The organism is Acinetobacter sp. ATCC 27244 (genome assembly GCF_000156555.1).
GTDB lineage: Bacteria > Pseudomonadota > Gammaproteobacteria > Pseudomonadales > Moraxellaceae > Acinetobacter > Acinetobacter haemolyticus.
Genome location: NZ_GG665952.1, coordinates 87,162 through 112,221, shown reverse-complemented (window position 1 = coordinate 112,221; position 25,060 = coordinate 87,162). Strand labels below are relative to the sequence as shown.

The following is a 25,060-nucleotide window of genomic DNA, read 5'->3' as shown; positions in this document are numbered from 1 at the left end:
ATCATTAGTACAAACGTCTACGAAAACTACAGACTAATACTAAAATTTGAGGTCTGTTAATATTTACAGACGCTCATCATGTTCCAAGCACTGTTCAGAAATGATCAGTGCTTTTTTCTTGTATTAAAAAATTAAAAAACCACGGTTTTTGCAAATTCTTATTGTATATCTATATAACCTAGAATCAAAACAGCACTTACAATCGATTTTACGAGGCGATGATGACAAAACATTATGATTATATTGCGATTGGCGGCGGTAGTGGCGGGATTGCATCAGTTAATCGTGCTGCAATGTATGGAAAGAAATGTGCATTGATTGAGAAAAGTGAAATTGGGGGGACGTGTGTAAACGTGGGATGTGTGCCTAAGAAAGTGATGTGGTATGCAGCACATGTTGCGGAGACGATACAGAAATATGCACCAGACTATGGATTTAATGCACATGTTGAATCATTTGATTGGCAGCATTTAATTAAAAATCGGCAAGCTTATATACAAAGAATTCATACGTCTTATCAAAATAGCCTAAGCAGTAATAAAGTGGATCTTATACAAGGTGAGGCGACCTTTATTGATACTCATACGATTGAGGTTAATGGTAATCGACTTACTGCGGATCATATTTTAATAGCTACAGGGACACAGCCATCATTACCTGATATTGAAGGGGTTGAATATGGGATTGACTCTAATGGCTTCTTTGAGTTATCTGATTTACCTAAAAGAGTAGCTGTTATAGGTTCTGGCTATATTGCGGTTGAACTTGCTGGGGTACTCAATACATTAGGCTCCGAGGTCGGGCTATTTATCCGTCAGAATCGACTAGTACGTCGTTTTGAATCATTTATTAGTGAAACACTTATGACTGTGATGCAAACAGATGGTATTACGGTACACACGCAAGCTGTTCCCAAAAAAGTCACAAAAAATGGGGATGGTTCGGTGGTGCTCCATTTAGAAAATGGTGAAAGTCATACGATCGATTGTCTTATCTGGGCAACAGGTCGAGAACCGAATACAGCAAGTTTAGCTCTAGAAAAAGCGAATATTGAGCTTGATGATAGGGGCTATATCTGCGTTGATAAATTCCAGAATACATTGCAAGCGGGCATTTATGCTGTAGGGGATATTACTGGAAAAATGGAACTTACACCTGTTGCTGTGGCGGCAGGACGTCGATTATCAGAACGGCTTTTTAATAATAAACCTGAAGAACATTTAGATTATGAAAATATTCCTACAGTGGTCTTTAGTCATCCGCCTATAGGTACTGTTGGGATCACCGAAGATGAAGCGGTAGATCAATATGGTCAGGAAGCTGTAAAGGTATACAACACCTCTTTTACGGCTATGTTTAGTGCAATTACTGAACATCGTCAACCTACGAAGATGAAGCTAGTTTGCGTGGGTAAGGATGAGAAAATTGTGGGGATTCATGGTATTGGATTTGGGATGGATGAAATTTTGCAAGGCTTCGCTGTTGCTCTAAAAATGGGAGCGACTAAGAAAGATTTTGATAATACCGTTGCGATTCATCCAACTTCTGCCGAAGAGTTTGTGACCATGAGATAAAGTATTAATGAAATGTAAAGGCTAAAGGACGTTATAAAAACGTCCTTTAGCCTGTCAGAAGAGGAAATTATTTTAATTCGCTCGATGATTTACCCAATTCACGACGCGCGATGATCAATTGCTGAATCTGTTGTGTACCTTCAAAAATATCTAGAATTTTTGAGTCACGTGCCCATTTTTCCAGCAATTCATCTTCACCATAACCTACACTTGCAGCTAGCTCTACACATTTCAGCGTAATTTCATTGCCGACACGACCAGCTTTGGCTTTAGCAATTGAAGCTTCTTTAGAGTTCGGCTTTTTATTGTCTGCCATCCATGTCGCTTTAAGCATAAGTAAACGGGCGGCTTCCCACTCAGCCTCCATACGATAGATTTGTGCAGCCAGATTTGAACTTTGCAAATACGGTGTTTGATAGTCAGGATCAAGTTGGTCTTTGAAAATCTCTTTGATACGTTCTAAAGAGGCTTTTGCACAACCAATTGCCATCGCTGCAACAAGTGGGCGTGTATTATCAAACGTTTCCATTACTCCAGCAAAACCCTTCGCCACGTCGATATCAGGATTACCTAATAGATTTACAGCAGGCACACGACAGTCGATGAAACTAATGACTGCTGTATCAGATGCTTTGATTCCAAGTTTATGTTCGAGACGTTCGACTTTCATTCCCGGTGTGCCTTTAGTCACAACAAAGGATTTAATCGCAGCACGTCCAAGTTTCTTATCTAAAGTTGCCCAAACGACAACTGAATCAGCACGTTCACCTGAAGTAACAAAGATTTTTTCACCGTTTAGAATATAATCATCGCCATCTTTGGTTGCAGTCGTACGGATAGCTGCTGAGTCAGAGCCACAACCCGGTTCAGTGATTGCCATTGCAGCCCAAGTGCCTTTGAAGCGTTCAAGTTGCTCATCATTGGCAACCGCAGCAATGGCAGAGTTACCCAAGCCTTGGCGTGGCATACTGAGTAATAATCCAGTATCGCCATAACACATTTCAATAATGCCAAGTGCTGCTGACATATTACCGCCATTTACGATCGAATCTGGATTGGCTGTACCGCGCTTGCTAGCATTTGCTGCACCTACGCCTTCGCCACTTTCATTCATCCCATCTAGTAAGGCAGCTAACATATCCAGTTCTTTTGGATAGGCATGTTCAGCTTTATCATATTTACGAGAAATTGGACGTAATACATTAATGGCAGTTTCGTGTGCTTGATCAACCAGCATTTTAAATTTTTTCGGATTCTGTAAATTCATTATTATTCTCCAAAATTAAGCGTGTAAGCCAGAATGCAAGATTGCGGTCGCACGTAAATCACGATACCAACGTTCAACAGGATGCTCTTTGGTAAAGCCATGCCCACCCAAGATTTGAACGCCATCCGTACCGATTTTCATTGATTTTTCAGCACAGAGTAGTCGTGCCAAATACGCTTCGCGGTGGAATGGTTGTCCAGCTTCAGCCAAACTTGCTGCGTTAAGTACCAACATACGCATCGCGTCAATTTCAATGGCCATATCAGCAATCATGAATGCAACGCTTTGACGGTGTGAGATTGGCTCCCCAAAGGCAGTACGTTCGTTTGCATATTTGATGCAATACGCTTTTATGGCTTCACAAGTCCCGATAGCCATTGCACACCACATCAAATTACCTAAATCCACAAACGCAGTGTAATCGAAGTCTGTATCACCTAAGCTAAGAGCAGGAGTTTGATTGAATTGAAGTGTTGCAGTCTCTGCTGCTTTTAAACCCATCGCGGGATTTGCTTTGATTGCAATCGTTTCATCACACTGCACCACAAATATATCGGGTTTTCCGTTCCATTCAGCACTGACAATAAAGACATCTGCTGTATCACCTAAAACAACGAGAGTCTTTTCACCTGTGATATAGAATTTTCCATTTTGCTCAGTTGCTTTTGTTTTTAACTGGAATGGATTAAATGCTGGGGTTGCTTCTTGGAAGGCGAAAGTTGCAGTGACATCTGGATCTTCTGCAAACACAGGTAAATACATAGATTGAACTTGGGTTGAACCCCAACGAGTCATTGCATTGATCACACTAAAGGTACTTAATAGGCCTGCGGTTAAACTGAAATCACCTTTAGCAAGACTTTCTGCAATTAGAATATTACTGACAATATTCTGTTCAGCCGCAACACCGCCCAAAGCTTCGGGTAATGCGTAGTAATTTAAACCAAGATCAGTTAAATGCTGCCAAAGTTCTTCTGGAAATTGAGCATGATGATCTGCATCATGCGCTAAAGTATATAAAACCTCTTCAGCAAATTGTGACATGGCATCGCAGGTCATTTGCTGCTCTTCAGTTAAACTCAGATCAAATAGGTTTTTATTGCTTTGATTTGGTAGACGCTGTTTATCTATTGCTTGCGGTTTAAAGGCTTTTTGTGTTTTAGTCAGCACCTTAAAGCCAGTCTTTGAACCTTGATATAGCGATTTTTCAACAAATTTTCGTAGCTTGAGTTGATCAAGCATTTCGCTTCCTGCGATTTTTGTGATTAGAGATAGCCCGAAACCTTGAGCCTTATTCATCATATTAGACATGACTTTATCCTAGGGGATGATTGTAAATTCATGCTGACATGCCCCAGTTAAAAAAACTATGTCTTCTTTGACACGCTGAATTGAGAACGATAAAGCGTAATGTGAATACCTAAGTGGATTTATCTTATTGTTTTTTAAAATTTTAAAAAAATGATGAAAAATAAAAAATAAAAAAAATTGACCAATCTGACAAATCAGATTGGTCAAGATGACTTTGTATAGGTATTTTATGCAAATTGACGAATCATTTTACGGACGTTTGTCTTTGCATCAATGACGGTCATAAAGGTATATGCACCAATAAATTTACGGCTAATAAACATAAATTCTTTTGGGGGAACCGAGAAGTAGCGAGAAGCCATTGATTGCGCTGCTTGTTGCATCACTCGACTATGAAGCTGACTTTTCTTCCAGTCATAGCGATCTTGATCATCCATAATACCAATAGGCATGTCTGGATTGTTTTCAGGGCAACTAAATGCTTCAGTTGCAATTAAGAAAACATCTGCCATGCCTGGTTTAATACTTTCTGGCATACCATCAAAAAATTCGTAGCCTGTCATCGCTTTGACCATGGCTGCTTTGTCGTGATCATAACCCGCTTGAATTAGGTTACGCGCAACAGACAGTAAATTCTCATCGAATTGACGTATCGCACCAAAATCAAGTAATACAATTTTATCGCGGACGTCAGTACCGTTCCCTAAACGGACTAAATAATTACCGAAGTTAGGATCGGTTTGCATTTCACCCCATTCAAATAATTCACGTACTGCGATCTCTAATGATGCTTCGCCCAATTGATTTCTACGTTCTTGTGGCAAAGAGAGCATGACAGGGCTGTTTACAGGAACACCACGCTCGAAAGTCATACAGAGCACTTTTTCAGCACAGAATTCATTGACAATCTGAGGGACAATATATCGAGGATCTTCTTTTAAACGTGCAGCAAAGCGACGTGTGGTCGCAGCTTCGATGCCATAATCAACTTCTCGATGCATCATTTCTCTAACTTCATCAAACCATTGATCAAATTCACGGGTCTGCGGAACCATGCGCGTGAGTTTAAGCATGTTTTTGAACAGATTCATATCTGAATCAATCGCTTCAGCTACACCTGGATATTGGATTTTAAGCACTAATTCTAAACCATCCGATTTACGGATAGCACGATGTACTTGAGCTAATGAAGCTGTACCGATTGGCTCATGGTCGATGGTCAGATCGTCCATTCTAGAACCTAGTTGTTCTTGTAAATGTGCTTTAATAGCAGGCCAAGCCAAAGCAACAGTTTGGTTGTTCAGCGTGTTTAATGCTTGAGTAATTTCTTCAGGTAGGAAATGCTCGCCATATAAGGCCATCATTTGCCCGATTTTTACGATCGAGCCTTTTAACTTTCCAATTTCAGAAACCAAATAATGAGCTTGTTCAGCCATCGCTTTCTTACGTTTCTTTTCTTTATCTTCTTCACTTGAAAACATAGAAGTAGCACTTGCGGTTGCCCAACGTGTTCCAGCAAGTAATGAGGCTTTAGCGATAGATAAGCGACGATCCACAGACGAGGTTTTTAGGTTCTTGAGCTTATCGTTCTGATCTGACATGAAAGAAAAATCCTATGCTGAAATCGGAGGGTTGAAAGCTGAGCGTAAATTGTAGTGGATATTACAGCGTTTGAACGTATTAAAATAGTTCAATCTCTTGAATTATCAGTCTAAATTTGTGAAATAGATCAATATTTACAAAATAGCCTAAGCAGATAATAGAATTTTTTAGACGCTAATGGATCTCTACATTAAATTCTAAACTGAATTTTTAATTCAGATTTTTTCATCAAATAAGTACGGTTACTTTGGATGTGCTGCTTTAACATTTGTTTGACTGAATTATGGTGAAAACCTAATGCATGAGCTTTAACAATAATAATACTGGGCAGAGTAAAGAAAAAATATTTGGTATCTTCTAAAGTCGCGTCTTTAAAGATACCTTCTTCAATTAAGGTGTGTTTAAGCAATTGTTTTTCAGCCTGTACGATACTTGAAGACTCATCATTCCAGTAGTTTTGGCGCATTGCCATTAGATTATTATGTTTGTAGCTCATTTGATTGCAGGTCCTATTTTTGATCCACATTGAAGAATATATGCGGGTAGTTGAGTAATTATCAAGAATAGATTTATATCAAAAATAGCCTAAGTAAATTTAAACATTTAACCTAAAATGCTACACTATTCCCACTTTAAAATTTTTATAACATCACTGAGTAATCATGACGCCAGCTTGTAAATTGCTTGAAAAACACAAAATACCTTTTTCAATTCATGAATATGAGCATGATGTAAATGCTAAAAGTTTCGGTCTAGAAGCTGCTGAAAAACTAAATTTGAATGTTGAAGAAGTATTTAAAACGTTGATGGTTACTGATGAAAAAAACTTCTTTATTGCGATATTACCTGTGAATCATCAACTCAATCTAAAAAAAGTTGCGGCAGCAGTGGGGTGCAAGAAATTACAAATGGCAAACCCGAAAGACGCTGAGCGTTTGACTGGCTATCTGGTTGGAGGAATCAGCCCCTTGGGTCAAAAGAAACGCTTAAAAACTGTGATCGATAAAAGTGCACAAGCATTTGATAAAATTTACGTTAGTGGTGGAAAGCGTGGACTTGATATTGGACTAAAGCCGCAAGATTTGGCAAGTTTATTAAATGCTTCATTTTTTGACATATTAGATTTTTGATGTGGGGAAATATTACATTTGAGACTATTTAAAAATTTTATACATCTATAAAAACTATTGATGGCTACAAGCTGATCATTTTATTTAATGAGAATTATTATTATCTTTTTGTATCTTTACTGAGCAATATTCCTTATTAAACAAAATAAATTCAATGATTTAGTGCTGTTTTTCTAGGTTCTTTTATGGAATTGAAATAGTAAATGATAATAATTATCATTAGTTCCATCTTAACTACAAACTCCCTTGTACTTAAGATGTGTTTCAGGCCTAAAACATTTCGAAAAACAAATTAACTCTTTTGAAAGAGGATATCGACAGATGCAATCACTTGCTAATCGGTTGGCGTTACAACATTTCGTCAATGCATATACGCAAGAAACTGGCAAAGGTCACTTGCTTCATAAAAGTCAGCAATCTCTTCAACTACAGACGTTTAGCCAAGGTTTGACGCTGTTATCAATACCGATTACCTCTATTCAAGCACGTTGCTTTTTCCCTTTATCTTATGTGAGCTGTGTGGGGCGACATCGCTTAGCAGATCTTCCGCAAATTATTATCGATGAAAAAATTAAGGTATTTAGTCCTGTAGCAATTGTTGGGTTGTTGCTAGAAGAACTTGTTCAAGAAGCCCCTGTTCATCTAGATGCTGCTTCATTAGTTGAAAAATGGATTCAAAGTCGAGATGCGCTACAACAGTTTTTACAAAATCGTGAATATGAATTTGATGATTTAGTAAAAGCAGGGCAAAGCTTTATTGAAACAGAGCAAGCTTTGATTTTAGGGCATAGTATGCATCCCGCGCCAAAAAGTAGGACAGGCTTTGTTCATGAAGATTGGTTAAACTTTTCTCCTGAAAATAAAGGTAAGACTCAACTTCATTATTGGCTAGTGCACCAAGATTATATTGCAGAAGGTAGTGCGACTGATGAACCTATTTCAGCGCAATTAAAAACCGCGTTACAGTGGTATTTATCTGAAAATGATCTCAATTTATTAAAGACACATGCGGAATATAAGTTACTTCCTTTACATCCATGGCAAGCGCGTTATTTACAGGGCAAAGCTTGGTTTGAACGATTAAAGCAAACAGGGCAACTGATTGATTTGGGCTTACGTGGTTGGCAATTCTCTCCAACCACTTCCATACGCACATTAGCGAGCTTCAATGCACCTTGGATGGTGAAGCCGTCACTTTCAGTGATGATTACCAATTCTATTCGAGTGAATTTGGCTAAAGAATGTCATCGTGGTGAATTGACACATCGTTTATGGCATAGTGAGTTTGGGCAAAATATTCTTAAACAGTGTCCAAGTCTAAAAGCAGTCAATGATCCAGCTTGGATCGCTTTAAAAATCGATGATGAAGTGATCAATGAAAGTATTTGTATTTTCCGAGATCAACCATTCCATCCACAACAACAAGTCACCTGTATCGCATCTTTGTGCCAAGATCACCCGATTAAACCTTTAAATCGTTTTAATGCCTTATTTGCAAAAATTGCGAAAGCCCATCCGGATGCTGAAGTTTCAGAGATTGCTTCAGATTGGTTTAATCGGTTCCTCGAAGTCAGTTTGCAGCCTTTGATGTATCTATACCATCGTTATGGTATGGCATTTGAGTCACATCAGCAAAATGTGTTGTTGGAACTGGAAAATCATTTCCCAAAAACTTTATGGCTGCGTGATAACCAAGGTTTTTATTATATTGAAGAATTTGCCACTGAAATTCTGCAAGCACTGCCTGAACTGAAAGAAAAAGCCTTTGCGGTAGGTCCGAAAGATTTTGTTGATGAACGTTTTAGTTATTATTTCTTTGGCAATACTTTGTTCGGGATTATTAATGCCATCGGTGCAACAGGCTATATCACTGAAGATGAATTGTTAGCGCATCTAACTGGATTTTTAGAAGAGCAATTACAGCAATATCCTGAGAGTACCTTAATACAAGGACTACTGTTCAATTCAACGCTGCCTTATAAAGGCAACTTGCTGACACGTTTGCATGAATTAGACGAGTTGATCGCACCTGTAGAAAATCAATCTGTTTACGTGCAACTGCCAAATCCGCTGCGTATTTCACAGAAGGATGTCAGTTATGCTTGATTTTATTGGAATTGGTCTAGGGCCTTTTAATTTAAGTCTTGCTAGTTTGCTACAAAACAAAAGCTCACTCAATTACGTGTTTTTTGAGCAAAAGGCGCAATTTGATTGGCATGCAGGTATGCAACTACCTAATACGGTATTACAAGTGCCATTCATGGCAGATTTGGTCTCGATGGTTGATCCAACCAGTCCATTTAGTTTTTTGAATTATCTGCGTCATCAGCAACGTTTGTATAAGTTTTACTTTTTAGAGCAGCCACATATTCCACGTTGTGAATACAACCATTATTGCCAATGGGTTGCAGAACAACTCGATTGTATCCAATATCAATCTCGTGTCTTGAAGATTGAACCTCAAGCGATTGGTTTTAAGGTAGTCGTTGAATCAAACGGTGTTCAGCAAAGTTATTTATGCCGTCATTTGGTGGTTGGTAGTGGCAATGTGCCTTATTTGCCTGAATGTTTGGCAAAAATTCAGAAAATCCGTCCACAACAATGTCTGCATTCAGCACAGTATATGACGCATGCCGATACAGATTTACATGGCGATGTGGTCGTACTTGGTTCTGGACAATCTGCAGCTGAAGTGTTTATCGACTTATTTGATGAACAGCAAGATACTGTCAATCATCAGTTTGATTTGCATTGGTTTACGCGCTCTCAGGGTTTCTTCCCGATGGAGTATGCGCCATTAGGTTTGGAACATTTTAGTCCAGATTATGCTCAGCATTTTTATGATTTGACTGTGCAGCAAAAGGAACAGCAGTTAAAGCAACAAGCCTTGTTATACAAGGGAATTAGCGCAAAAACCATTCGTGAGATTTATCAGAAACTTTATCATCGCAGTATTGCAGGTCAAAGCTTACAGACACATTTACATAGTCAATGTGATTTGAAAGATGCAGAAGCATTGGATACACAAAAAATCCGACTGCATTTCCAGCATCGTGCTACAGCTCAGTCTTTTCATCTCGACTGTGATTTTCTTGTAGCCGCAACGGGTTATTTCACACCTGATTTTGGTTTTATGCAAATGCTCAAGCCATACATCGAGTTTGATCATAAGCAGCGTTGGCAGATTACAGACGACTATCGTGTTGTACATCGGCTGAATGGTCATATTTTTGTTCAAAATCAGGAAATGCATAGTCATGGTGTCGGCACACCTGATTTAGGTCTTGGTGCTTATCGTGCAGCAACGATCATTAATCAATTGCTTGCTGAGCCTCTTTATGAGTTAGGCAATCAAGCGCAGACATTCCAACACTTTAATCTCTCTCAAAATCCAAAAATTTGTATGGCAGATGACAAAGCACAATCAAACGAGTGCCTTTGCGAAAATTCTCCCAATAAAAACCATTCAATTTTCAAGAAAACAGAACAGAACGTGATGACGACGCATCCTAATCGTCGTGGTGCAAACACACGTACACAAACGGCTTCTGTACATTCAACATATGAGAAACTGATATGAACTTTGCAACTTTAAAAATTAATCAGCAGCAATGGCGTGCCGCAGGACAACGTCTTATTGAAATGGCGATTGCAGAGTTTCTATACGAAGAAATTCTTGAAGTTAAAGCATTGTCAGCAGGGCGTTATCGATTAGATTTAGGCAACCGTCAGTATGAGTTTCAAGGACATCAATATCTACTCGGACACTGGAATATCCAGGAAGCTTCGGTACGTGATGTGACTCATAGTCAGGAAAATGATCAACCTGCTTGGAACTTACATGAGTTCATTGTCGCAATGTCTGACAGTTCTAATGTAAAGCCATTTACTAAAGCGTATTTGATCAAAGAAATGAATAATACTTGGCTTGCAGAAGCACATTTGTTCAATGAAACACGTTTGCCAAGTACAGCGGTTTTGACAGAGCCACATTACAAAGTTGAAGGCATGCTACGTGGTCATCCTTGGCTCATCATGAGTAAAGGGCGCATGGGTTTTGGTTATGATGATTATTTAAGCGCTGCACCAGAGCTTTCACCTGAAGTTAAAGTGTTGTGGTTAGCCGTACATCGTGATTTGGCAGAGTATCGAAGTACTGAAGATTGGAGTGCCTGCGGTTTATATCAACATGAATTTGATGCCAATGAACTACAGCAGTTCATCAATATTCTCCAAGAAAAAAACCTAGATCCACAAAATTACTTTTTGATTCCCGTACATGCTTGGCAATGGCATCAATGGCTTGTTCCGACTTATGCCAATGAGATTGTGGATCAGAAAATTATTGAGTTAAATATCAGCCAAGATAGCTATGTGCCGATGCAATCAATCCGCACATTATGCAATACGTCAAACCTACAACGCCATTACATTAAGTTGCCTGTCAGTATTTTTAATACCGCTGTTTATCGTGGATTACCCTCAAAGCGTAATCTAGCAGCTCCAGCAGTGAACGCATGGTTAAAAAGAATTCATCAACAAGATCAAGACTTACAAAATACAGGTGTGATTTTCTTAGGTGAAGTTGCGACTTTAACTATCCATCAGCCGTGTTTTGACCGCATTGACGGTGCACCGTATCAATTTAAAGAGCTGTTCGGTTGTTTATGGCGTGAAAGTGTTGATCGTTATGTTGATCCATCTCATCAAGTGTTATCTCAAGCAGCATTGTTACACCGTGATATTTCAGGTCAATCGATCCTGAGCGTGTTGATTCAAGCATCAGGTTTAAGTCCTTTGGCTTGGTTAGCACAATTTGCTCAAGTAAGCATGAGTCCATTGTTACTTTGCTTGTATCGCTATGGTTTGGCATTTTCACCACACGGCGAAAACACGATGTTGGTACATGAAAATGGTGTGCCGAAAGCTATGGTATTAAAAGACTTCATTGATGACATCAATTTAGTGGATGAGGATTTTCCTGAGTTGGCTCAGTTACCATCTGAAGCAGATTTATTACTCCGTCACGAAGCGACTGATCTAAGCCATTTTATTTTCACAGGTCTGTTCATGGTGCATTACCGCTATATCTGTAATGTGTTCTTGCAAGACTATCCTGAATATTCTGAGCTTGATTTTTGGCAGACCATTTCAAATACGATTGTTGAGTTTAACCACAAACATCCAGAATTGGCTGAACGTGCTGATAAATTCGCCATGCTGCGTCCAAGTTACACCAAAATTTGCCTAAACCGTGTGCGTTTATTTACCACAAGTTATAACGATGAAGCAGAGCGTCCTGTTCCTGTCTTTCTTGATCCCATTGCAAATCCAGTTAGCCCAGAAACATTGAAAACATGGGCACAACAACCTCGCCAAGCGAAAGTGGGCTAATTTTATTCGTCATTTTATAGGTTCGATATGAAAACAATCTCTCAGCAATTACCCGATTATTTTGAATACTTTGAGGATGGAACTCAGTACTACTTACGCCAAGTGCAATATCCGCAGGATATTCCTTTATTACACAAATGGATGCATGAACCACATGTGATTCCACAGTGGCAGCTAAATAAATCGGAACTGGAGTTACAAGTTTACTTCGACAAAATGCTTGCAGATGACCATCACCGTTTATTGATCGTCGGAATTGATGGCAAAGATGTGGGCTATACCGAAATTTATGAGGGTAAACGAGATCGTTTAGGCCGTTATTACGATGGTGATGACAATGATCTCGGTTGGCATTTGCTATTTGGTGACAAATCAGTGTTTGGTAAAGGTTTTTTACGCCCAACTATTCGTTTACTCAGTTTCTATATTTTTGAGCACTCTAAAGCGAAAAAAATTGTGGGTGAGCCAGATCATACCGTTAAACCTTATGCAGCTGTGGTGGCAGAGCTTTGCTATGAAAGTCAACGTTTAATACCGATGCCTGAAAAAACTGCAATGTTGTATTACTGCTTTAGAGAAACTTTTTATCACAAGTTTGGGGAATATTACCAAACATCACAACAACAGCTAGCAGATCGGCCAGCCAAACTCCTGAGTGTTACATGAGCTTATATATCAATGAAATGCATATCTTAGACATGCGCTTTGCGGCGAATGTCTCTGTTGCAGAATTTGAACAATGGTTAGCACGAATTCAGCACTATTTTGAACATCAGCGAAATTTTGTGTTGATCATGCAAACTGATGAAAATACAGAATTTCCGGAGGAATATAGAGCAATCCAAGGCAAGTGGTATAAACAATATAAACAAGATTTTTACCAATATTGCTTAGGTTTTGCGCGTATTGCTCAGGATGACGAAGATCGTATTCGATTGGATACACCAGCACTACACAAAGCTTGGCAAGTCCCATATTTTGTCAGCGTAGATAAATCTGAAGCCATGCAATGGGCGATGCAGAGGTATTTATGAGTCAAAATTCATTAAATATTCAGAAAGTTTCAGCCTTAAGCCTAAGTGTCGTGGTGGTTTTATACCTCGCGCATGCTTTACCACTGTATTTTTACAACGTGGCATTACCAGCGATTCTGCGCCATCAAGGTGTAGATTTACGTTGGATTGGCATGTTGTCGTTGCTTTATATTCCTTGGGCATTCAAATTCTTTTGGGCGCCTTTAATTGATCGTTTCTACTTAAAAAAACTAGGAAAGCGTAAGACTTGGTTGCTATTTACACAAATTGCACTGGTGCTAGGTGTTGTTGCTTTGGCATTAACACAGTTTGATTATGGCCTCGGTGTATTTGTCATTGTTGGTTTATGGATTTCAACTTTTGCAGCAACTCAAGATATTGCCATTGATGGCTATACCGTCGAAACCTTTTCAGAGTCTGAATATCGCTTAGGAAGCATGGCACAAAGCATCGGCGTTGCGCTCGGTAGTATGGTGGGTGGAGCAGCAACTTTATGGCTTTACCAGCTTTATGGCTGGCAAACTGCATTGATTTCCTTAGCCGCAATGACGGCACTGACTATGTTTGCGATTTTCCAAATCAAAGAAAAATCAATTTCTGAGAAAATCGCTAAACATCCACCAAGTCTGATTCGTGCGTTTAAACGTCCAGAAATGTTATGGGCTTTAGCTTTGATCGTGTGTTATCGCTTCGTTGAAGCACCTGCAATGGCAATGCTGAATCCGATGCTAATTGATCAAAAGTGGTCTTTGGCAGAGATTGGAGTGTTGATGTCTGTGATCGGTGCGGGTATTGGATTATTAGCTGCTGTATCTGCTGCATTTCTCTTGAAAAAAATAGCAGCTACACAATTACTGATCTGGGCAGGCTGGGCACGTACTTTGATTTATGCCTTGTTGGGTGCAGCTGTTCTACTCAGTTGGTTTGATCAATGGCACAGATTACTTGGTGTATTTGTAGTTGTCATTCTTGCAATTCGTTATATCGCGATGACGGCGTTATATGCACATTTCATGCAGACCAGCTCTAAAGATCAAGCAGGAACGGATTTTACGATTTTGGTCTGTTTTGAATTATTGGTTTATTTCATTGGTGGTGCGATGTCAGGTTTCTTAGCTAAAGCGTTTGGCTATGGAAATTTTTATTTAATTCTCGCCGCTGCATCCATTTTAAGCGTTTTACTCAGTCAAGTTTTGATTTCTAAAGCAAAACAATCGAAACAACTTATCTAGGGGCTACTTATGAAAGTTCATACACTTTCGACAACACTAACACTTCTAAGCTTGGCAGTAAGTGCCCAGCTTTATGCTCAAACAACTGAGATCGATACCACGATTCAAAATAATGTTGCAGCAGAAGTCCAAAAACCAACACAACTTGCGCCAATTGTTGTGACAGCAACTCGTTCGGCACAAAGTATCGCTGAAATTGCAGGGACAGTTCAATCAATCGAACAGAAACAAATTGGACAGCAAGCGGCGGCTGGACGAAAGTTGGCAGATATTCTAGCTCAACTGGTTCCATCACTCAGCCCGAGTAGCGGAACAACCACTAATTACGGTCAAACTATGCGTGGCCGTCAGGTGCTTGTCCTTATTGATGGGGTTGCCCAAACAGGTTCACGTGATGCCGCCCGCCAACTAAATAGTATTAGCCCTGATTCAATTGAAAAAATTGAGGTGGTTTCAGGTGCAAGTAGTATCTACGGTTCCGGTGCAACAGGCGGTATTATTAATATCATCACAAAGAAAGGGACTGGTGATGGTGTAAATTTTGAATCAAAACTTGGTGTTACATCTGGCGATAATTTTAAAAATGATGCACTAGCTTATGAAGCTTATCAATCAGTTGGGTTTAATCAAGGTGATTGGAGTGGTTTCTTAGGGGCAGGCTATACCAAACGTGGTGAAATCCAAGACAGTCATGGTAATCGCATTGGACCAGAGATTGCACAAACGGATCGCCAAGATACAGAAACGGTTGATGTGAATGGTCGTTTAAGCTGGCAATTTACTGATACCCAAAAAATAAGTTTGGGGGCTCAGTATTATAATGACAAACAAGATTCAGAGTATGGTCCAGATTATGGTCCAGACTTCGCAGTTTTAAAAGGCAATCCACCGAGTTTAAAAGCACTCAAAGGTTTTGAAATCGATGATCAGCCATTCACCAAACGTTATGCTGTAAATACGCAATATCAAAACACGGATTTACTTGGGCAAGAGCTGAATGTAGAAGCATATTATCGCAATGAAAAAGCGCGCTTTTACCCGACGGTTTTAGCTAACTTTATTCCTGCTGGATATTATTTGGCTTACCAATCTGAGTCTGATATTGATGTTGCCGGTATTCGTGCTGCAATGACATCAAAGTTGAATGTTGCTGATCGTGATCTAAAACTGACTTATGGTATTGATTATGACCGTGAGAAAGATAAGCAAACAGCTGATTTATATAGTTTTACCCACAATGGTCTGAAATATCAAAATACAGGGCGGAGTTATGACTTTGGCCCAGATGCAACCATTAAAAACTTAGGTGCATTTGTTCAGGGGAATTATGATTTAACGGATGCATTGAATGTTCAAGCGGGCATTCGTTATCAACGTATTGAAAGCGACACCAGTGCATTTCAACCCACTGTTGCAGCTATTCAAGGTGATATCACCGGACAGCCGGTTGGAATGGTCGCTGCAGGTTCTGTTAAACACGACAAAACATTATTTAATTTAGGTGCTGTGTACAAATTAAATGACCAGCAACAAGTATTTGCAAACTTCTCTCAAGGTTTTAGCTTACCAGATATTCAACGTGTATTACGCGATGTTTCTGCTGGTTATGTAGTTCGATCAGGCAATGTTGATCCAATTACTGTCAATAGTTACGAATTGGGTTGGAGATTGCAAAATGACCTTGGTGCAAATCTTGGATTAACAACGTTCTACAATACTTCTGATAAAGTCATCCAGTTTAAAGCTGATCGTTCTGTAACTGTTGCAGATACAGACCAACGTATTTATGGTCTTGAAGCGAATGCAAGCATGCCAGTATTGGATCAATTTAGTGTCGGTGGGACATTATCTTATACTCGAGGTCAATTTAAAGACGCGAGTGGTTCTTGGCGAGAGCTGAACGCTTTTCAAATTTCCCCAATCAAAGGAACATTATTCGGTGAGTGGAATGATGACAAGGGCAATAGTCTAAGAGTTCAGATGCTTGCCGTGAAAGGTACTGATAAAGCATATGAAGATTCCCTCGTTGCCAAATATGATGAAAATGTTCGCCCCAATGCGGCAACTAAAATCAAGGGGTATGCAGTCATGGATGTGATTGCCAATGCCAAAGCAGGTCCTGGAACTGTAGGTTTTGGTGTCTATAATGTTTGGAATGCAGACTATAAAACGGTATATAGCCAAGCGGCTGAAGCAGTTTATGGTCCAATTTCTAGTCTACCAGCTCAAGGTCGTACATACGGTCTAAGCTATACACTTAAATACTAATCCAATCATAAAGGCATCTGATTAAGATGCCTTTTCTTTTGATGAATATTACCTATGCAACAAAATTTTAAATTATTGGCTTGGGCAACTCTAGCCAACGGCACTTGTTTCTCAATGATTTTGCCTTTACTCGCACCATTAATTCGTGAGCTTGGCTTAACAGAAGTACAGGGCGGAGTAATTGTTTCAGCGGGTGCAATTTGTATGGCGATTGCTTCTATTCTGATTGCCCGAGGGGAAAAAATACAGACTCCTTATCAATTAATGAATTATGGTTTCTGGGGCATGACCATTACTTGGGCTATATTTACAGCGATTCTTTATTGGGGAATACAACAAACATTACCCGTAATGATAGTTTTTGCTTTGTTGGTGATTAGTCGAGCGAGTACTGGTGGTTTTATGGCTATGCCACAAATTGGTCTACAAAGTTATGTCATGCAACATGTCACAGAGGAACAACAACGCAGTCAAAAAATGGCAATGTATGGTGCGATGAATAGCTTAGGTATGATCGTCGGTCCATTTCTGACGTCCGTGTTATTGTTCGGTGGCATTCTATTGCCAATGTGGATTGCTGTTATTTTGTTAGTGATTTTTAGTTTGATTATCACAATGTATTTTAAACATGATGAGGGTAAACAAAGCACAATATTGGATCAAAAACAGCCTGTAAACGTAGAACATTCATTTTCATTAAAACCAGCTATGCCTTGGCTTATTTTAGGATTTACTACCTATATGGCTATCGTGACGCTCAATATGACTGCAGGATTCTATATTCAAGACCATTTTCATTTAAGCTCACAACAAAGTGCGATTTATTTTTCCCAATGTATGCTCATTGTTGGTTTTAGCTTAGTGATTACTCAGATCCTGATTGTAAAAGTACTTCATTTAAAACTAAAAGCTTTGGTATTGGTGGGTACGTTTAGCATGGTTAGTGGACTCATCCTATCTTTAAGTGCAATCCATATTTGGATGTTTCAAATAAGTTATTTATTTTATGGGGTCGGGGTGGCAAGCCTTTTGCCTGCATTTACCACAGGGGCGGCTCAATCTGTTCCGCAAACTGCTCAAGTCAAAATGGCAAGTATTTGTACAGCTACTCAAGCGATTGGTCTCATTGTGGCGCCTTTACTGAGCACTTTTCTATATCAGTTCGGCATTCAATTACCTTTTTATTTACTCTTAATATTGATGATTGCTGTGGCGATCTACTTGTTGATCATATCCTATTCAAATCAGAATACGATGATAAGCAATAAGGTTAACTCCTAAATCAAATATGCTTGAAAGACAGAGAATATTAAATTTTTATGATTGCAGTCTCGTAATCAATTCTTAGATGATTATTTTTAGTTGGACGTTTGATCTAGGCGTATGGATATTCATTCTGCAGTTTATTCACATTTTCTATCCAAAGGGATTTGCTAAGACAGAAAAACATAAAACCCATATATAAAAAATGTCAATCATAATATCTATCACAATGCAAGTTTTTTGATCAATACTGATAGTATTGAGAGAATCCTTTAGATTTTTGATTAAAATTTAATCATTTTCATTTCATTTATTTACAACTTGAATTATCGCAAATTTTATTCGGTATGCTAAAGATCGTGATAACAATCAAGGAGTAATAATGCTGATTTTTCATGATTATCCTGTCCATGGGGCGATCTTTGATATGGATGGCACAATGTTTGATACTGAGCGATTACGCTTTCAAACATTAAAACAAGCCTCTCAAGAACTCATTGGACAGGAATTCTCTGATGATTATTTGATGCAATGTCTAGGATTAAGTGCAAAAACAGCAGAACAACTCGCACAAAAAATTTATGGAACAGAAGTTCCTTATCAGACAATTCGTAAACGTGCAGACGAATTAGAGCTTGAGTTTGTACGAAATCAGGGGGTACCGATTAAAAAGGGATTGGTACAAGTGCTAGAACGACTGAGAAAGTCTGGACTTAGAATAGCTGTGGCAACATCAAGTCGCAGAGCGATCGCTGAAGAGTATTTGATTAATGCAAATGTATACAAGTTCTTTGATTTGCTTGTATGTGGCGATGAGGTAGAAAAAGGAAAGCCTCATCCTGAGATTTTTTTACAGGCAGCAGAAAAAATTAATTTAAAGCCTGAACAATGTTTAATGTTTGAAGACTCTGAAAATGGTATTCGTTCTGCATTTGATGCAGGAGGCATTACTGTTTTATTCAAAGATATTAAAGAACCGAATGATGCCATGCTGGCAAAAGCAAATTTCTATTATCCTGATATGTATGAATATTTGATTGCATTGGATCAACATATTCCTGAAATGCTTATGCCGCAGTTGCAAGAAGCATTTCCACAAAGTTTAAATCAGCTTACAGTCGGGATTCATGGTTTTGGTGCAATTGGCGGTGGTTACATTGCCCAAATATTATCGCATTGGGATGGTTTTACTCGTCCAAAACGTATTTTAGCATCGACTCGAAATCGTCTATATCGCGAAGCGGTAAATAGTTTTGGTAGTTATAGTATCCGCTATCCACAGTGTTCTTATGATGAACGAATTGAAAATCTAACAGTGATTGATGCTGATAATGAGCAGCAGATGTTAGAAATGTATATGCAGTCAAGTCTAATCGCATTGTGTTTACCTGAACAAGCAATTGAGTCTGAATCGAAGATTATTGCTAAAGGTTTGTTAGCACGTTTTATGTCACAAGACGTTCAGAATAATGAACCAATTACATTCCTCATTATTTTAAATAAAGTCTGTGCAAAATATCTGGTGCTTAAATATATTCGTGATGCGTTATTAGAAATCACCGATGAGGACATTGCCGAACATATCCTGAGCGAGCATTACTTCTGTGATACCGTTGTAAACAGGATGGTTTCAAAGTTGACCGATCAGGATTTATATCGTCAATTAAAAATCAAGCATCGTTTATACCAACAATACCAATCTGATTTGAATGATGAAACGATTGAGCTTTCGGACGAAACGGCGCTGAGTGAAAAACAAGAGCAGCAATTGACACAATGTTTAGAAGACATGCGGGAGCAATTTCAAGCAGGTCAGTTCTTGCAAAATATGGATTTGATTTTATTTCATGGAGAAGCTGATATGCCGATCTATGTCGAAAATCGAAGCCCATTACTTGTCAAAATGCGTCAAATGGTTTTAGTGGATCAAATTTCTGATATCCAGATCATTAAGAATCGCTTATGGAATGGTTGCCATGCCATCCTCGCTTGGAATGCAAGTTTAAATGGGCATGAAACGATTGGGATCGCGATGGCTGACCCACAGATGCAGGTTTTTGTCGAAAGGTTAGTGGATGAGGTGAAATTAGGTTTAACCAACTTAGTGCCAAATCAAGCGAAACAATTAGATCGTATGGCAAATAGTTTTCTCAACTCATGTCGTTATGCCTACAAAGATCCTTGTGAGCGTGTAGCAAGAGATCCTTTACGGAAATTAAGCTTTAATGAGCGTGTCTTTGGAAGTATTGAAACGCATATACAGCAACAGATTCCATTTCAGAAGCTTGTTGAAGGTGCTGTGTTTGGCTATATCTATGCGATAAAATTTTTAGATTTAGATGAAATGAAGATTGTGCAGCATTTACAAAAGCACGTTAAACAGTTGGATATATCAGAAAGCCAATATAAAGATTTATTGGCTGATATTTACGATGGAATTACCGCATATTTAAAGAAGGATCAAGATGTACTAAATCTTAAGCATTTTTCTGAGATTCAAACAGAAACTGTTTAAAGTTTAGAGCAATCTATGCTTGAATAACACAACTTTAACTTTGTTCAAAATGTTGTGTTATTACAAGCATCAACGAAACTGATGGCAACCGAAAACCACGATTATCCTGAATGGCATCGTGGACGCTGTAATTATGGTGTGTGGTATATCCAAATCAATCAACCTGATTTGATCCAACATTTAGACCAATTACAACAACATTTTGCGGATTTATTGATAACGCCTAATCTACGTCAATACCATATCACTTTGTTTGTTGCTGGTTTTTTGACAGAGCAACCAGCTCAGCATAATGATGATTTTGAAATTATTCAGCTCAATCAACAAATCAACATATTAGAAGCATTAGAATTAGATGATTTTGAGCTGGAACTGTCACATATTGATAGTTTTAGTAGCGCTTTATTTGTACAGATTAGAGACTCTCAAAATACATTAGATAAGATACGAAAGAGTTTGTATCAAGTTAAGGACGAAATTGCTGCGCCGATCTATTGCCCACATATCACCTTGGGGCTTTATCGCGAGGCTTGGTCAAGCGAATTAGTTCTAGAGCGTATTCAAGCCTTAACAATCCAAAAAATTAAAGTTCAGGTCAATCAGTTGACTTTCGGTTATTATAACGCTCAGATTTTACAAGGATTACTGTATCCTTATCATCAAGTCAAATTGGGTTGAATATTTTGCAATTAATTCTAGGTGGTGCGCGTTCAGGTAAAAGCCGTTTAGCTGAGAAAATTGCGACAGAAAGTGGTCTAGTGGTGGCCTATGTTGCAACGGCACAGCCTTTAGATGAGGAAATGCAACAGCGTATTCAGCACCATCAACAGCAACGACCGCAGCATTGGAAATTAAGTGAAGAGCCAATATTTCTGGCAGATCAGCTTTTACAAATAGATCAGGAGAATCAAATTATTTTGGTTGACTGTCTCACTTTGTGGTTAACCAATCTCTTGTTCGCTGAAGATTCGAACTTATATTTACAACAAATAGATCAGTTATTAAATGTGCTGCCCAAACTTAAATCACAAATTATTTTAGTGAGCAATGAAACAGGGCTTGGTGTAGTTCCAATGGGGGAAATCAGTCGTCGATTTGTCGATGAAGCAGGGCGCTTACATCAAGCTTTAGGGCAATTAGCAAACAAAGTGATGTTCTGTGTGGCGGGATTTCCTATGATTTTAAAAGATGAGCAATAAAATGTCAGAACAAGCTTGGTGGTTAGAAACAATTAAACATCCAGATTTAGCAGCAAAATCACAAGCTGAGTATCGTCAGTCGCAATTGACTAAGCCAACAGGTGCATTAGGTCAGTTGGAGCAAATTGCGATTCAACTTGCGAGTTTACAAGGAACAATCCAACCTCGGATTCAGAAGCCGTGGATTACGATCTTTGCTGGTGATCATGGTGTAGTTGAAGAAAATATTTCTGCTTATCCTCAAGCGGTTACACGGCAAATGCTTCAAAACTTTGCTTCTGGTGGCGCTGCGATTAGCGTAATCGCCCAATATCACCAGGCACACTTGCAAGTAATTGATTGCGGTACGGTGGGCGATGTCTATGATTATGTTGGTGTTGAACGACATTGTATTCGAGCTGGTACGGCGAACTTCACTAAACACGCTGCAATGACTGAGCAGGAATGCATTGCCGCAATGGAATTAGGTAAACATAGTGTTGATTTGGCACAATCTCAAGCAGCAGATATCTTTATTGCTGGTGAGATGGGTATTGGAAATACCTGTTCCGCATCTGCAATGGCAAGTTTATTAATAAATGAAAGTGCTGAGCAATTAACCGGTGTCGGTACAGGAATTAACAATCAACAACTTCAGCACAAAATTGCAGTCATTCATCAAGCTATAAAACTTCATGTACCAAATATTGGCAATAATGCTTTAAAAATACTTGCAGCGGTTGGTGGTCTAGAGATTGCCGCAATGACTGGCGCCTATCTTCGTTGTGGTCAGATCGGTATGCCAATTGTGGTTGATGGCTTTATTAGTTCTGTGGCGGCTTTATGTGCAGTGCGTATTCAACCTAGTGTGAGAGATTGGATGTTGTTTGGTCATCAATCTGCTGAGTATGGGCATCAACGAATCCTAAAAGAACTCCAAGCTCAACCTATTTTAAATATGAATTTACGATTAGGTGAAGGCAGCGGTGCGAGTGCAGCGTTGTCAATGATTCAACTTGCTTGTGTGCTACATAATCAGATGGCAACCTTTGCAGAAGCAGCCGTCACAGGTGATAAAGTTGCAGATTGATCTATTGCGTCATGGTGAAACAACGCAAAGTCATACTTTACGTGGACACCTTGATGATGAATTGACCGAGCAGGGTTGGTTACAGATGCAAACAACCGTTCAAGGTTATCTTGACGCTCAGCAGTATTGGGATGTCATCATTAGTTCCCCTCTGCAACGTTGCCGTCTTTTTGCTGAAAATTTGGCAAATCAATTACAACGCCCGCTATTGATCAATGAAAATATCAAAGAAATGTATTTTGGTGATTGGGAAGGTGTTTCAACTCAAAGGATTTATGAAACGACTCCTGAGTTACTGGCAAATTTTTGGCAATTCCCGACTCAATATCAAGCACCAAATGGTGAATCATTTGCACGATTTCAACAACGAGTTACGTTAGGTTTTGAACAAATTCATCAGCAAATGCATGAGAACAGTTGGAAAACTGCTTTGATTGTTACGCACGGCGGAGTAATAAAGTTACTAACCTGTTTAGCAAGACAACATGACTTAAATGAATTGTTAAAAATGCCTGCTGAGCTGGGAAAACTGTATCGATTAGAGTTGCTTAAAGGTGAAAGTGAGATTGGTTTTATGGAAAAGTCACTTATTCTTTAGCTTCGAAATACGACTGTATTTAAAATTTTTTACTGAATGGTGTAATAGAACTGTCATTGTTCCTGTCTATGATACATGGCACTTCTTTATCTATAAGCAAATAATTCATGAATATATTATTTAAAAGCAGTATGTTATGCGCAAGTGTATTGTTGGCCGCATGTAATAATGATGATCATCAACAATCACAAACAACGCCTGAAAATAATACGCCATCAAAATATTATCAAACTAAAACACCTTATCAGCCCTTACAAGATCTAAAAAAATATGAGCCAATTCCACAAGGATTTGAACCAGTTTTTACTGAATTAGTTGCACGTCATGGTTCCCGCGGTTTGTCCAGTATCAAATATGATTTAGCACTTTATAACCTTTGGAAACAAGCTAAAGCAGAAAATGCTTTGACACCATTGGGTGAAAAACTCGGTGCCGATTTAGAAAGTATGATGAAGGCGAATATTCTACTGGGGTATGGCGTAGATGGTATTCGCCAGTTTGGTTATGGCAATGAAAGTTTGACAGGGATATTAGAGCATAGGGGAATTGCTGATCGATTATTACAACGTCTACCGAGTTTATTTAAAGCAGCAGAAAACCAACAGTCATCTATTTTGGTGCAGAGCTCAGGTGTTGACCGTGCTGTGGATAGTGCTAAGTTTTTTACCGATGAATTGATTCAACAGCAACCTCAGCTTAAAGACCAAATTACACCGATTTCATATACCAGTTTGACGAGTGAAAGTGGGCCAACAGTTGAAGATAATGGAGTAGACCGCTTTAAGCTCTATTTCCATAAATTGACGGCAGATCAGGATTTGACGCAATCTCTATCAGAACAGCAACAAGCGATTTATGATGCAAGTCAGGCCTATCAGAAATTTGCTGAAGAAGATCAGGATCTAGCACTTAAACTCAAAGAGTTAGAGAGTGATACTCGTGCTCAGACTGTTGCAATGCAAGTACTCACGCCTATTTTCAAAGCTGAATTCATTCAAAAGTTGGGGAGCAGTGAGGCTTATACATTTAGTAATAGTGGTTCGTACAGTGTAATTGCGCCAAATGGAGAAACCATCACTGAAAAAGGTAAGGGTAAAAATAGCATTACTAGTGTTGTGGATGCAGCCGCTTATTTATATGAGCTTTATTCAATCATGGGAGGTATGCAGAGTGAACTCAAAGGTGTCGATTTTGATAAATATATGCCTGAAGATGCAGCAAAGTTCTATGCAGAATTCAATGATGCCAATGATTTCTATGAAAAAGGGCCAAGTTTTAGCGAGTCGAATCAAGTCACCAGTGCAATTGCACAGGGATTGACACAAGATCTGTTTAAGCAGGTCGACGCGGTTGTCGATAAACAACAATCACATCGTGCACTTTTACGTTTTGCGCATGCTGAAATCATTATTCCTTTAGCAACGAGCTTGGAGTTGTTTAATATGATGCAACCCTTAGCATTGCATCAAACTTATAATTATAACAATAGCCCATGGAGAGGTGAGATAGTTTCTCCAATGGCTGCGAATATACAATGGGATATCTATCAAAATGCGCAAGGAGCTACCTTAGTCAAAATGCTCTACAATGAAAAAGAAACCTTA

Annotated in this window: 20 protein-coding genes; 16 read left to right on the top strand and 4 right to left on the bottom strand. The window is 39.0% G+C overall.

The annotated features are described in order from the left end of the window. The first annotated feature begins 221 nt into the window (after positions 1–221). Entirely contained in the window at positions 222–1,574 is a 1,353-nt protein-coding gene (gene gorA / locus HMPREF0023_RS05810) for a glutathione-disulfide reductase (protein ID WP_017394822.1), read from the top strand. A gap of 67 nt (positions 1,575–1,641) precedes the next feature. Here gorA and HMPREF0023_RS05805 read toward each other — a convergent pair whose 3' ends face one another. The 4 genes from HMPREF0023_RS05805 to HMPREF0023_RS05790 form a co-directional block, all read right to left on the bottom strand. After that, on the bottom strand, positions 1,642–2,841 hold the full coding sequence (locus HMPREF0023_RS05805; protein ID WP_008941460.1) for an acyl-CoA dehydrogenase family protein: 1,200 nt from the start codon (positions 2,839–2,841) through the stop codon (positions 1,642–1,644). Positions 2,842–2,856: 15 nt separating this feature from the next. Further along, positions 2,857–4,143 (bottom strand): acyl-CoA dehydrogenase family protein, encoded by a 1,287-nt coding sequence (locus HMPREF0023_RS05800; RefSeq protein WP_008941459.1) that lies wholly within the window; start codon positions 4,141–4,143, stop codon positions 2,857–2,859. A gap of 236 nt (positions 4,144–4,379) precedes the next feature. Continuing rightward, entirely contained in the window at positions 4,380–5,753 is a 1,374-nt protein-coding gene (locus HMPREF0023_RS05795) for an ABC1 kinase family protein (RefSeq protein WP_004639024.1), read from the bottom strand. A gap of 191 nt (positions 5,754–5,944) precedes the next feature. Then, on the bottom strand, positions 5,945–6,250 hold the full coding sequence (locus HMPREF0023_RS05790; RefSeq protein WP_005080861.1) for a hypothetical protein: 306 nt from the start codon (positions 6,248–6,250) through the stop codon (positions 5,945–5,947). 166 nt (positions 6,251–6,416) lie between these two features. On the opposite strand from HMPREF0023_RS05790, the gene ybaK reads away from it, so the two are divergent. From ybaK to HMPREF0023_RS05715, 15 genes are all read left to right on the top strand, one after another. Next, positions 6,417–6,884, top strand: coding sequence for a Cys-tRNA(Pro) deacylase (gene ybaK / locus HMPREF0023_RS05785; RefSeq protein WP_008941458.1), 468 nt, complete (start codon positions 6,417–6,419; stop codon positions 6,882–6,884). A 321-nt stretch (positions 6,885–7,205) separates the two neighbouring features. Further along, a complete protein-coding gene (gene acbA, locus HMPREF0023_RS05780) occupies positions 7,206–8,990 on the top strand; it encodes an acinetoferrin biosynthesis protein AcbA (RefSeq protein WP_008941457.1) in 1,785 nt (594 codons plus the stop codon). Further along, positions 8,983–10,464 (top strand): acinetoferrin biosynthesis monooxygenase AcbB, encoded by a 1,482-nt coding sequence (gene acbB, locus HMPREF0023_RS05775; RefSeq protein ID WP_008941456.1) that lies wholly within the window; start codon positions 8,983–8,985, stop codon positions 10,462–10,464. Before acbA ends, acbB begins: the two co-directional genes overlap by 8 nt. Then, a complete protein-coding gene (gene acbC, locus HMPREF0023_RS05770) occupies positions 10,461–12,278 on the top strand; it encodes an acinetoferrin biosynthesis protein AcbC (RefSeq protein WP_005090615.1) in 1,818 nt (605 codons plus the stop codon). Before acbB ends, acbC begins: the two co-directional genes overlap by 4 nt. 27 nt (positions 12,279–12,305) lie before the next feature. After that, on the top strand, positions 12,306–12,944 hold the full coding sequence (acbD, locus tag HMPREF0023_RS05765; protein ID WP_005090613.1) for an acinetoferrin biosynthesis acetyltransferase AcbD: 639 nt from the start codon (positions 12,306–12,308) through the stop codon (positions 12,942–12,944). Next, positions 12,941–13,312 (top strand): protein ActB, encoded by a 372-nt coding sequence (gene actB / locus HMPREF0023_RS05760; protein WP_005090611.1) that lies wholly within the window; start codon positions 12,941–12,943, stop codon positions 13,310–13,312. The genes acbD and actB overlap by 4 nt, the downstream gene beginning before the upstream one ends. Then, the gene (gene actC / locus HMPREF0023_RS05755; RefSeq protein WP_017396647.1) at positions 13,309–14,544 is read left to right on the top strand and encodes a putative ferric acinetoferrin MFS transporter permease subunit ActC; all 1,236 of its coding nucleotides are present in this window, start codon (positions 13,309–13,311) and stop codon (positions 14,542–14,544) included. The genes actB and actC overlap by 4 nt, the downstream gene beginning before the upstream one ends. 9 nt (positions 14,545–14,553) lie before the next feature. Beyond that, complete coding sequence (gene actA / locus HMPREF0023_RS05750) at positions 14,554–16,812, top strand: putative TonB-dependent ferric acinetoferrin receptor ActA (RefSeq protein ID WP_005090609.1); 2,259 nt, start codon at positions 14,554–14,556, stop codon at positions 16,810–16,812. A 54-nt stretch (positions 16,813–16,866) separates the two neighbouring features. Next, the gene (gene actD / locus HMPREF0023_RS05745; protein WP_005090608.1) at positions 16,867–18,093 is read left to right on the top strand and encodes a putative acinetoferrin export transporter ActD; all 1,227 of its coding nucleotides are present in this window, start codon (positions 16,867–16,869) and stop codon (positions 18,091–18,093) included. 364 nt (positions 18,094–18,457) lie between these two features. Next, the gene (gene mtlD, locus HMPREF0023_RS05740) at positions 18,458–20,590 is read left to right on the top strand and encodes a bifunctional mannitol-1-phosphate dehydrogenase/phosphatase (RefSeq protein WP_008941454.1); all 2,133 of its coding nucleotides are present in this window, start codon (positions 18,458–18,460) and stop codon (positions 20,588–20,590) included. An 81-nt stretch (positions 20,591–20,671) separates the two neighbouring features. Further along, positions 20,672–21,268: a 2'-5' RNA ligase family protein gene (locus tag HMPREF0023_RS05735; protein ID WP_008941453.1), complete on the top strand. Its 597-nt coding sequence runs from the start codon at positions 20,672–20,674 to the stop codon at positions 21,266–21,268. Positions 21,269–21,270: 2 nt separating this feature from the next. Next, entirely contained in the window at positions 21,271–21,789 is a 519-nt protein-coding gene (cobU, locus tag HMPREF0023_RS05730) for a bifunctional adenosylcobinamide kinase/adenosylcobinamide-phosphate guanylyltransferase (protein WP_026056321.1), read from the top strand. A gap of 1 nt (position 21,790) precedes the next feature. After that, entirely contained in the window at positions 21,791–22,858 is a 1,068-nt protein-coding gene (gene cobT, locus HMPREF0023_RS05725) for a nicotinate-nucleotide--dimethylbenzimidazole phosphoribosyltransferase (RefSeq protein WP_026056320.1), read from the top strand. Beyond that, complete coding sequence (locus HMPREF0023_RS05720) at positions 22,848–23,456, top strand: histidine phosphatase family protein (RefSeq protein ID WP_017396035.1); 609 nt, start codon at positions 22,848–22,850, stop codon at positions 23,454–23,456. The genes cobT and HMPREF0023_RS05720 overlap by 11 nt, the downstream gene beginning before the upstream one ends. 107 nt (positions 23,457–23,563) lie before the next feature. Beyond that, on the top strand, positions 23,564–25,060 hold a 1,497-nt coding region (locus HMPREF0023_RS05715), incomplete at its 3' end, for a histidine-type phosphatase (RefSeq protein ID WP_008941449.1).

What these genes read in the sequence shown, in the direction of transcription:
- HMPREF0023_RS05790 (WP_005080861.1), bottom strand. Translation starts at nt 6,250, where the DNA reads ATGAGCTACAAACATAATAATCTAATGGCAATGCGCCAAAACTACTGG.
- acbA (WP_008941457.1), top strand. Translation starts at nt 7,206, where the DNA reads ATGCAATCACTTGCTAATCGGTTGGCGTTACAACATTTCGTCAATGCA.
- actD (WP_005090608.1), top strand. Translation starts at nt 16,867, where the DNA reads ATGCAACAAAATTTTAAATTATTGGCTTGGGCAACTCTAGCCAACGGC.
- acbC (WP_005090615.1), top strand. Translation starts at nt 10,461, where the DNA reads ATGAACTTTGCAACTTTAAAAATTAATCAGCAGCAATGGCGTGCCGCA.
- HMPREF0023_RS05805 (WP_008941460.1), bottom strand. Translation starts at nt 2,841, where the DNA reads ATGAATTTACAGAATCCGAAAAAATTTAAAATGCTGGTTGATCAAGCA.
- actA (WP_005090609.1), top strand. Translation starts at nt 14,554, where the DNA reads ATGAAAGTTCATACACTTTCGACAACACTAACACTTCTAAGCTTGGCA.
- acbB (WP_008941456.1), top strand. Translation starts at nt 8,983, where the DNA reads ATGCTTGATTTTATTGGAATTGGTCTAGGGCCTTTTAATTTAAGTCTT.
- actC (WP_017396647.1), top strand. Translation starts at nt 13,309, where the DNA reads ATGAGTCAAAATTCATTAAATATTCAGAAAGTTTCAGCCTTAAGCCTA.
- mtlD (WP_008941454.1), top strand. Translation starts at nt 18,458, where the DNA reads ATGCTGATTTTTCATGATTATCCTGTCCATGGGGCGATCTTTGATATG.
- HMPREF0023_RS05735 (WP_008941453.1), top strand. Translation starts at nt 20,672, where the DNA reads ATGGCAACCGAAAACCACGATTATCCTGAATGGCATCGTGGACGCTGT.
- gorA (WP_017394822.1), top strand. Translation starts at nt 222, where the DNA reads ATGACAAAACATTATGATTATATTGCGATTGGCGGCGGTAGTGGCGGG.
- ybaK (WP_008941458.1), top strand. Translation starts at nt 6,417, where the DNA reads ATGACGCCAGCTTGTAAATTGCTTGAAAAACACAAAATACCTTTTTCA.
- cobT (WP_026056320.1), top strand. Translation starts at nt 21,791, where the DNA reads ATGTCAGAACAAGCTTGGTGGTTAGAAACAATTAAACATCCAGATTTA.
- acbD (WP_005090613.1), top strand. Translation starts at nt 12,306, where the DNA reads ATGAAAACAATCTCTCAGCAATTACCCGATTATTTTGAATACTTTGAG.
- actB (WP_005090611.1), top strand. Translation starts at nt 12,941, where the DNA reads ATGAGCTTATATATCAATGAAATGCATATCTTAGACATGCGCTTTGCG.
- HMPREF0023_RS05800 (WP_008941459.1), bottom strand. Translation starts at nt 4,143, where the DNA reads ATGATGAATAAGGCTCAAGGTTTCGGGCTATCTCTAATCACAAAAATC.
- HMPREF0023_RS05795 (WP_004639024.1), bottom strand. Translation starts at nt 5,753, where the DNA reads ATGTCAGATCAGAACGATAAGCTCAAGAACCTAAAAACCTCGTCTGTG.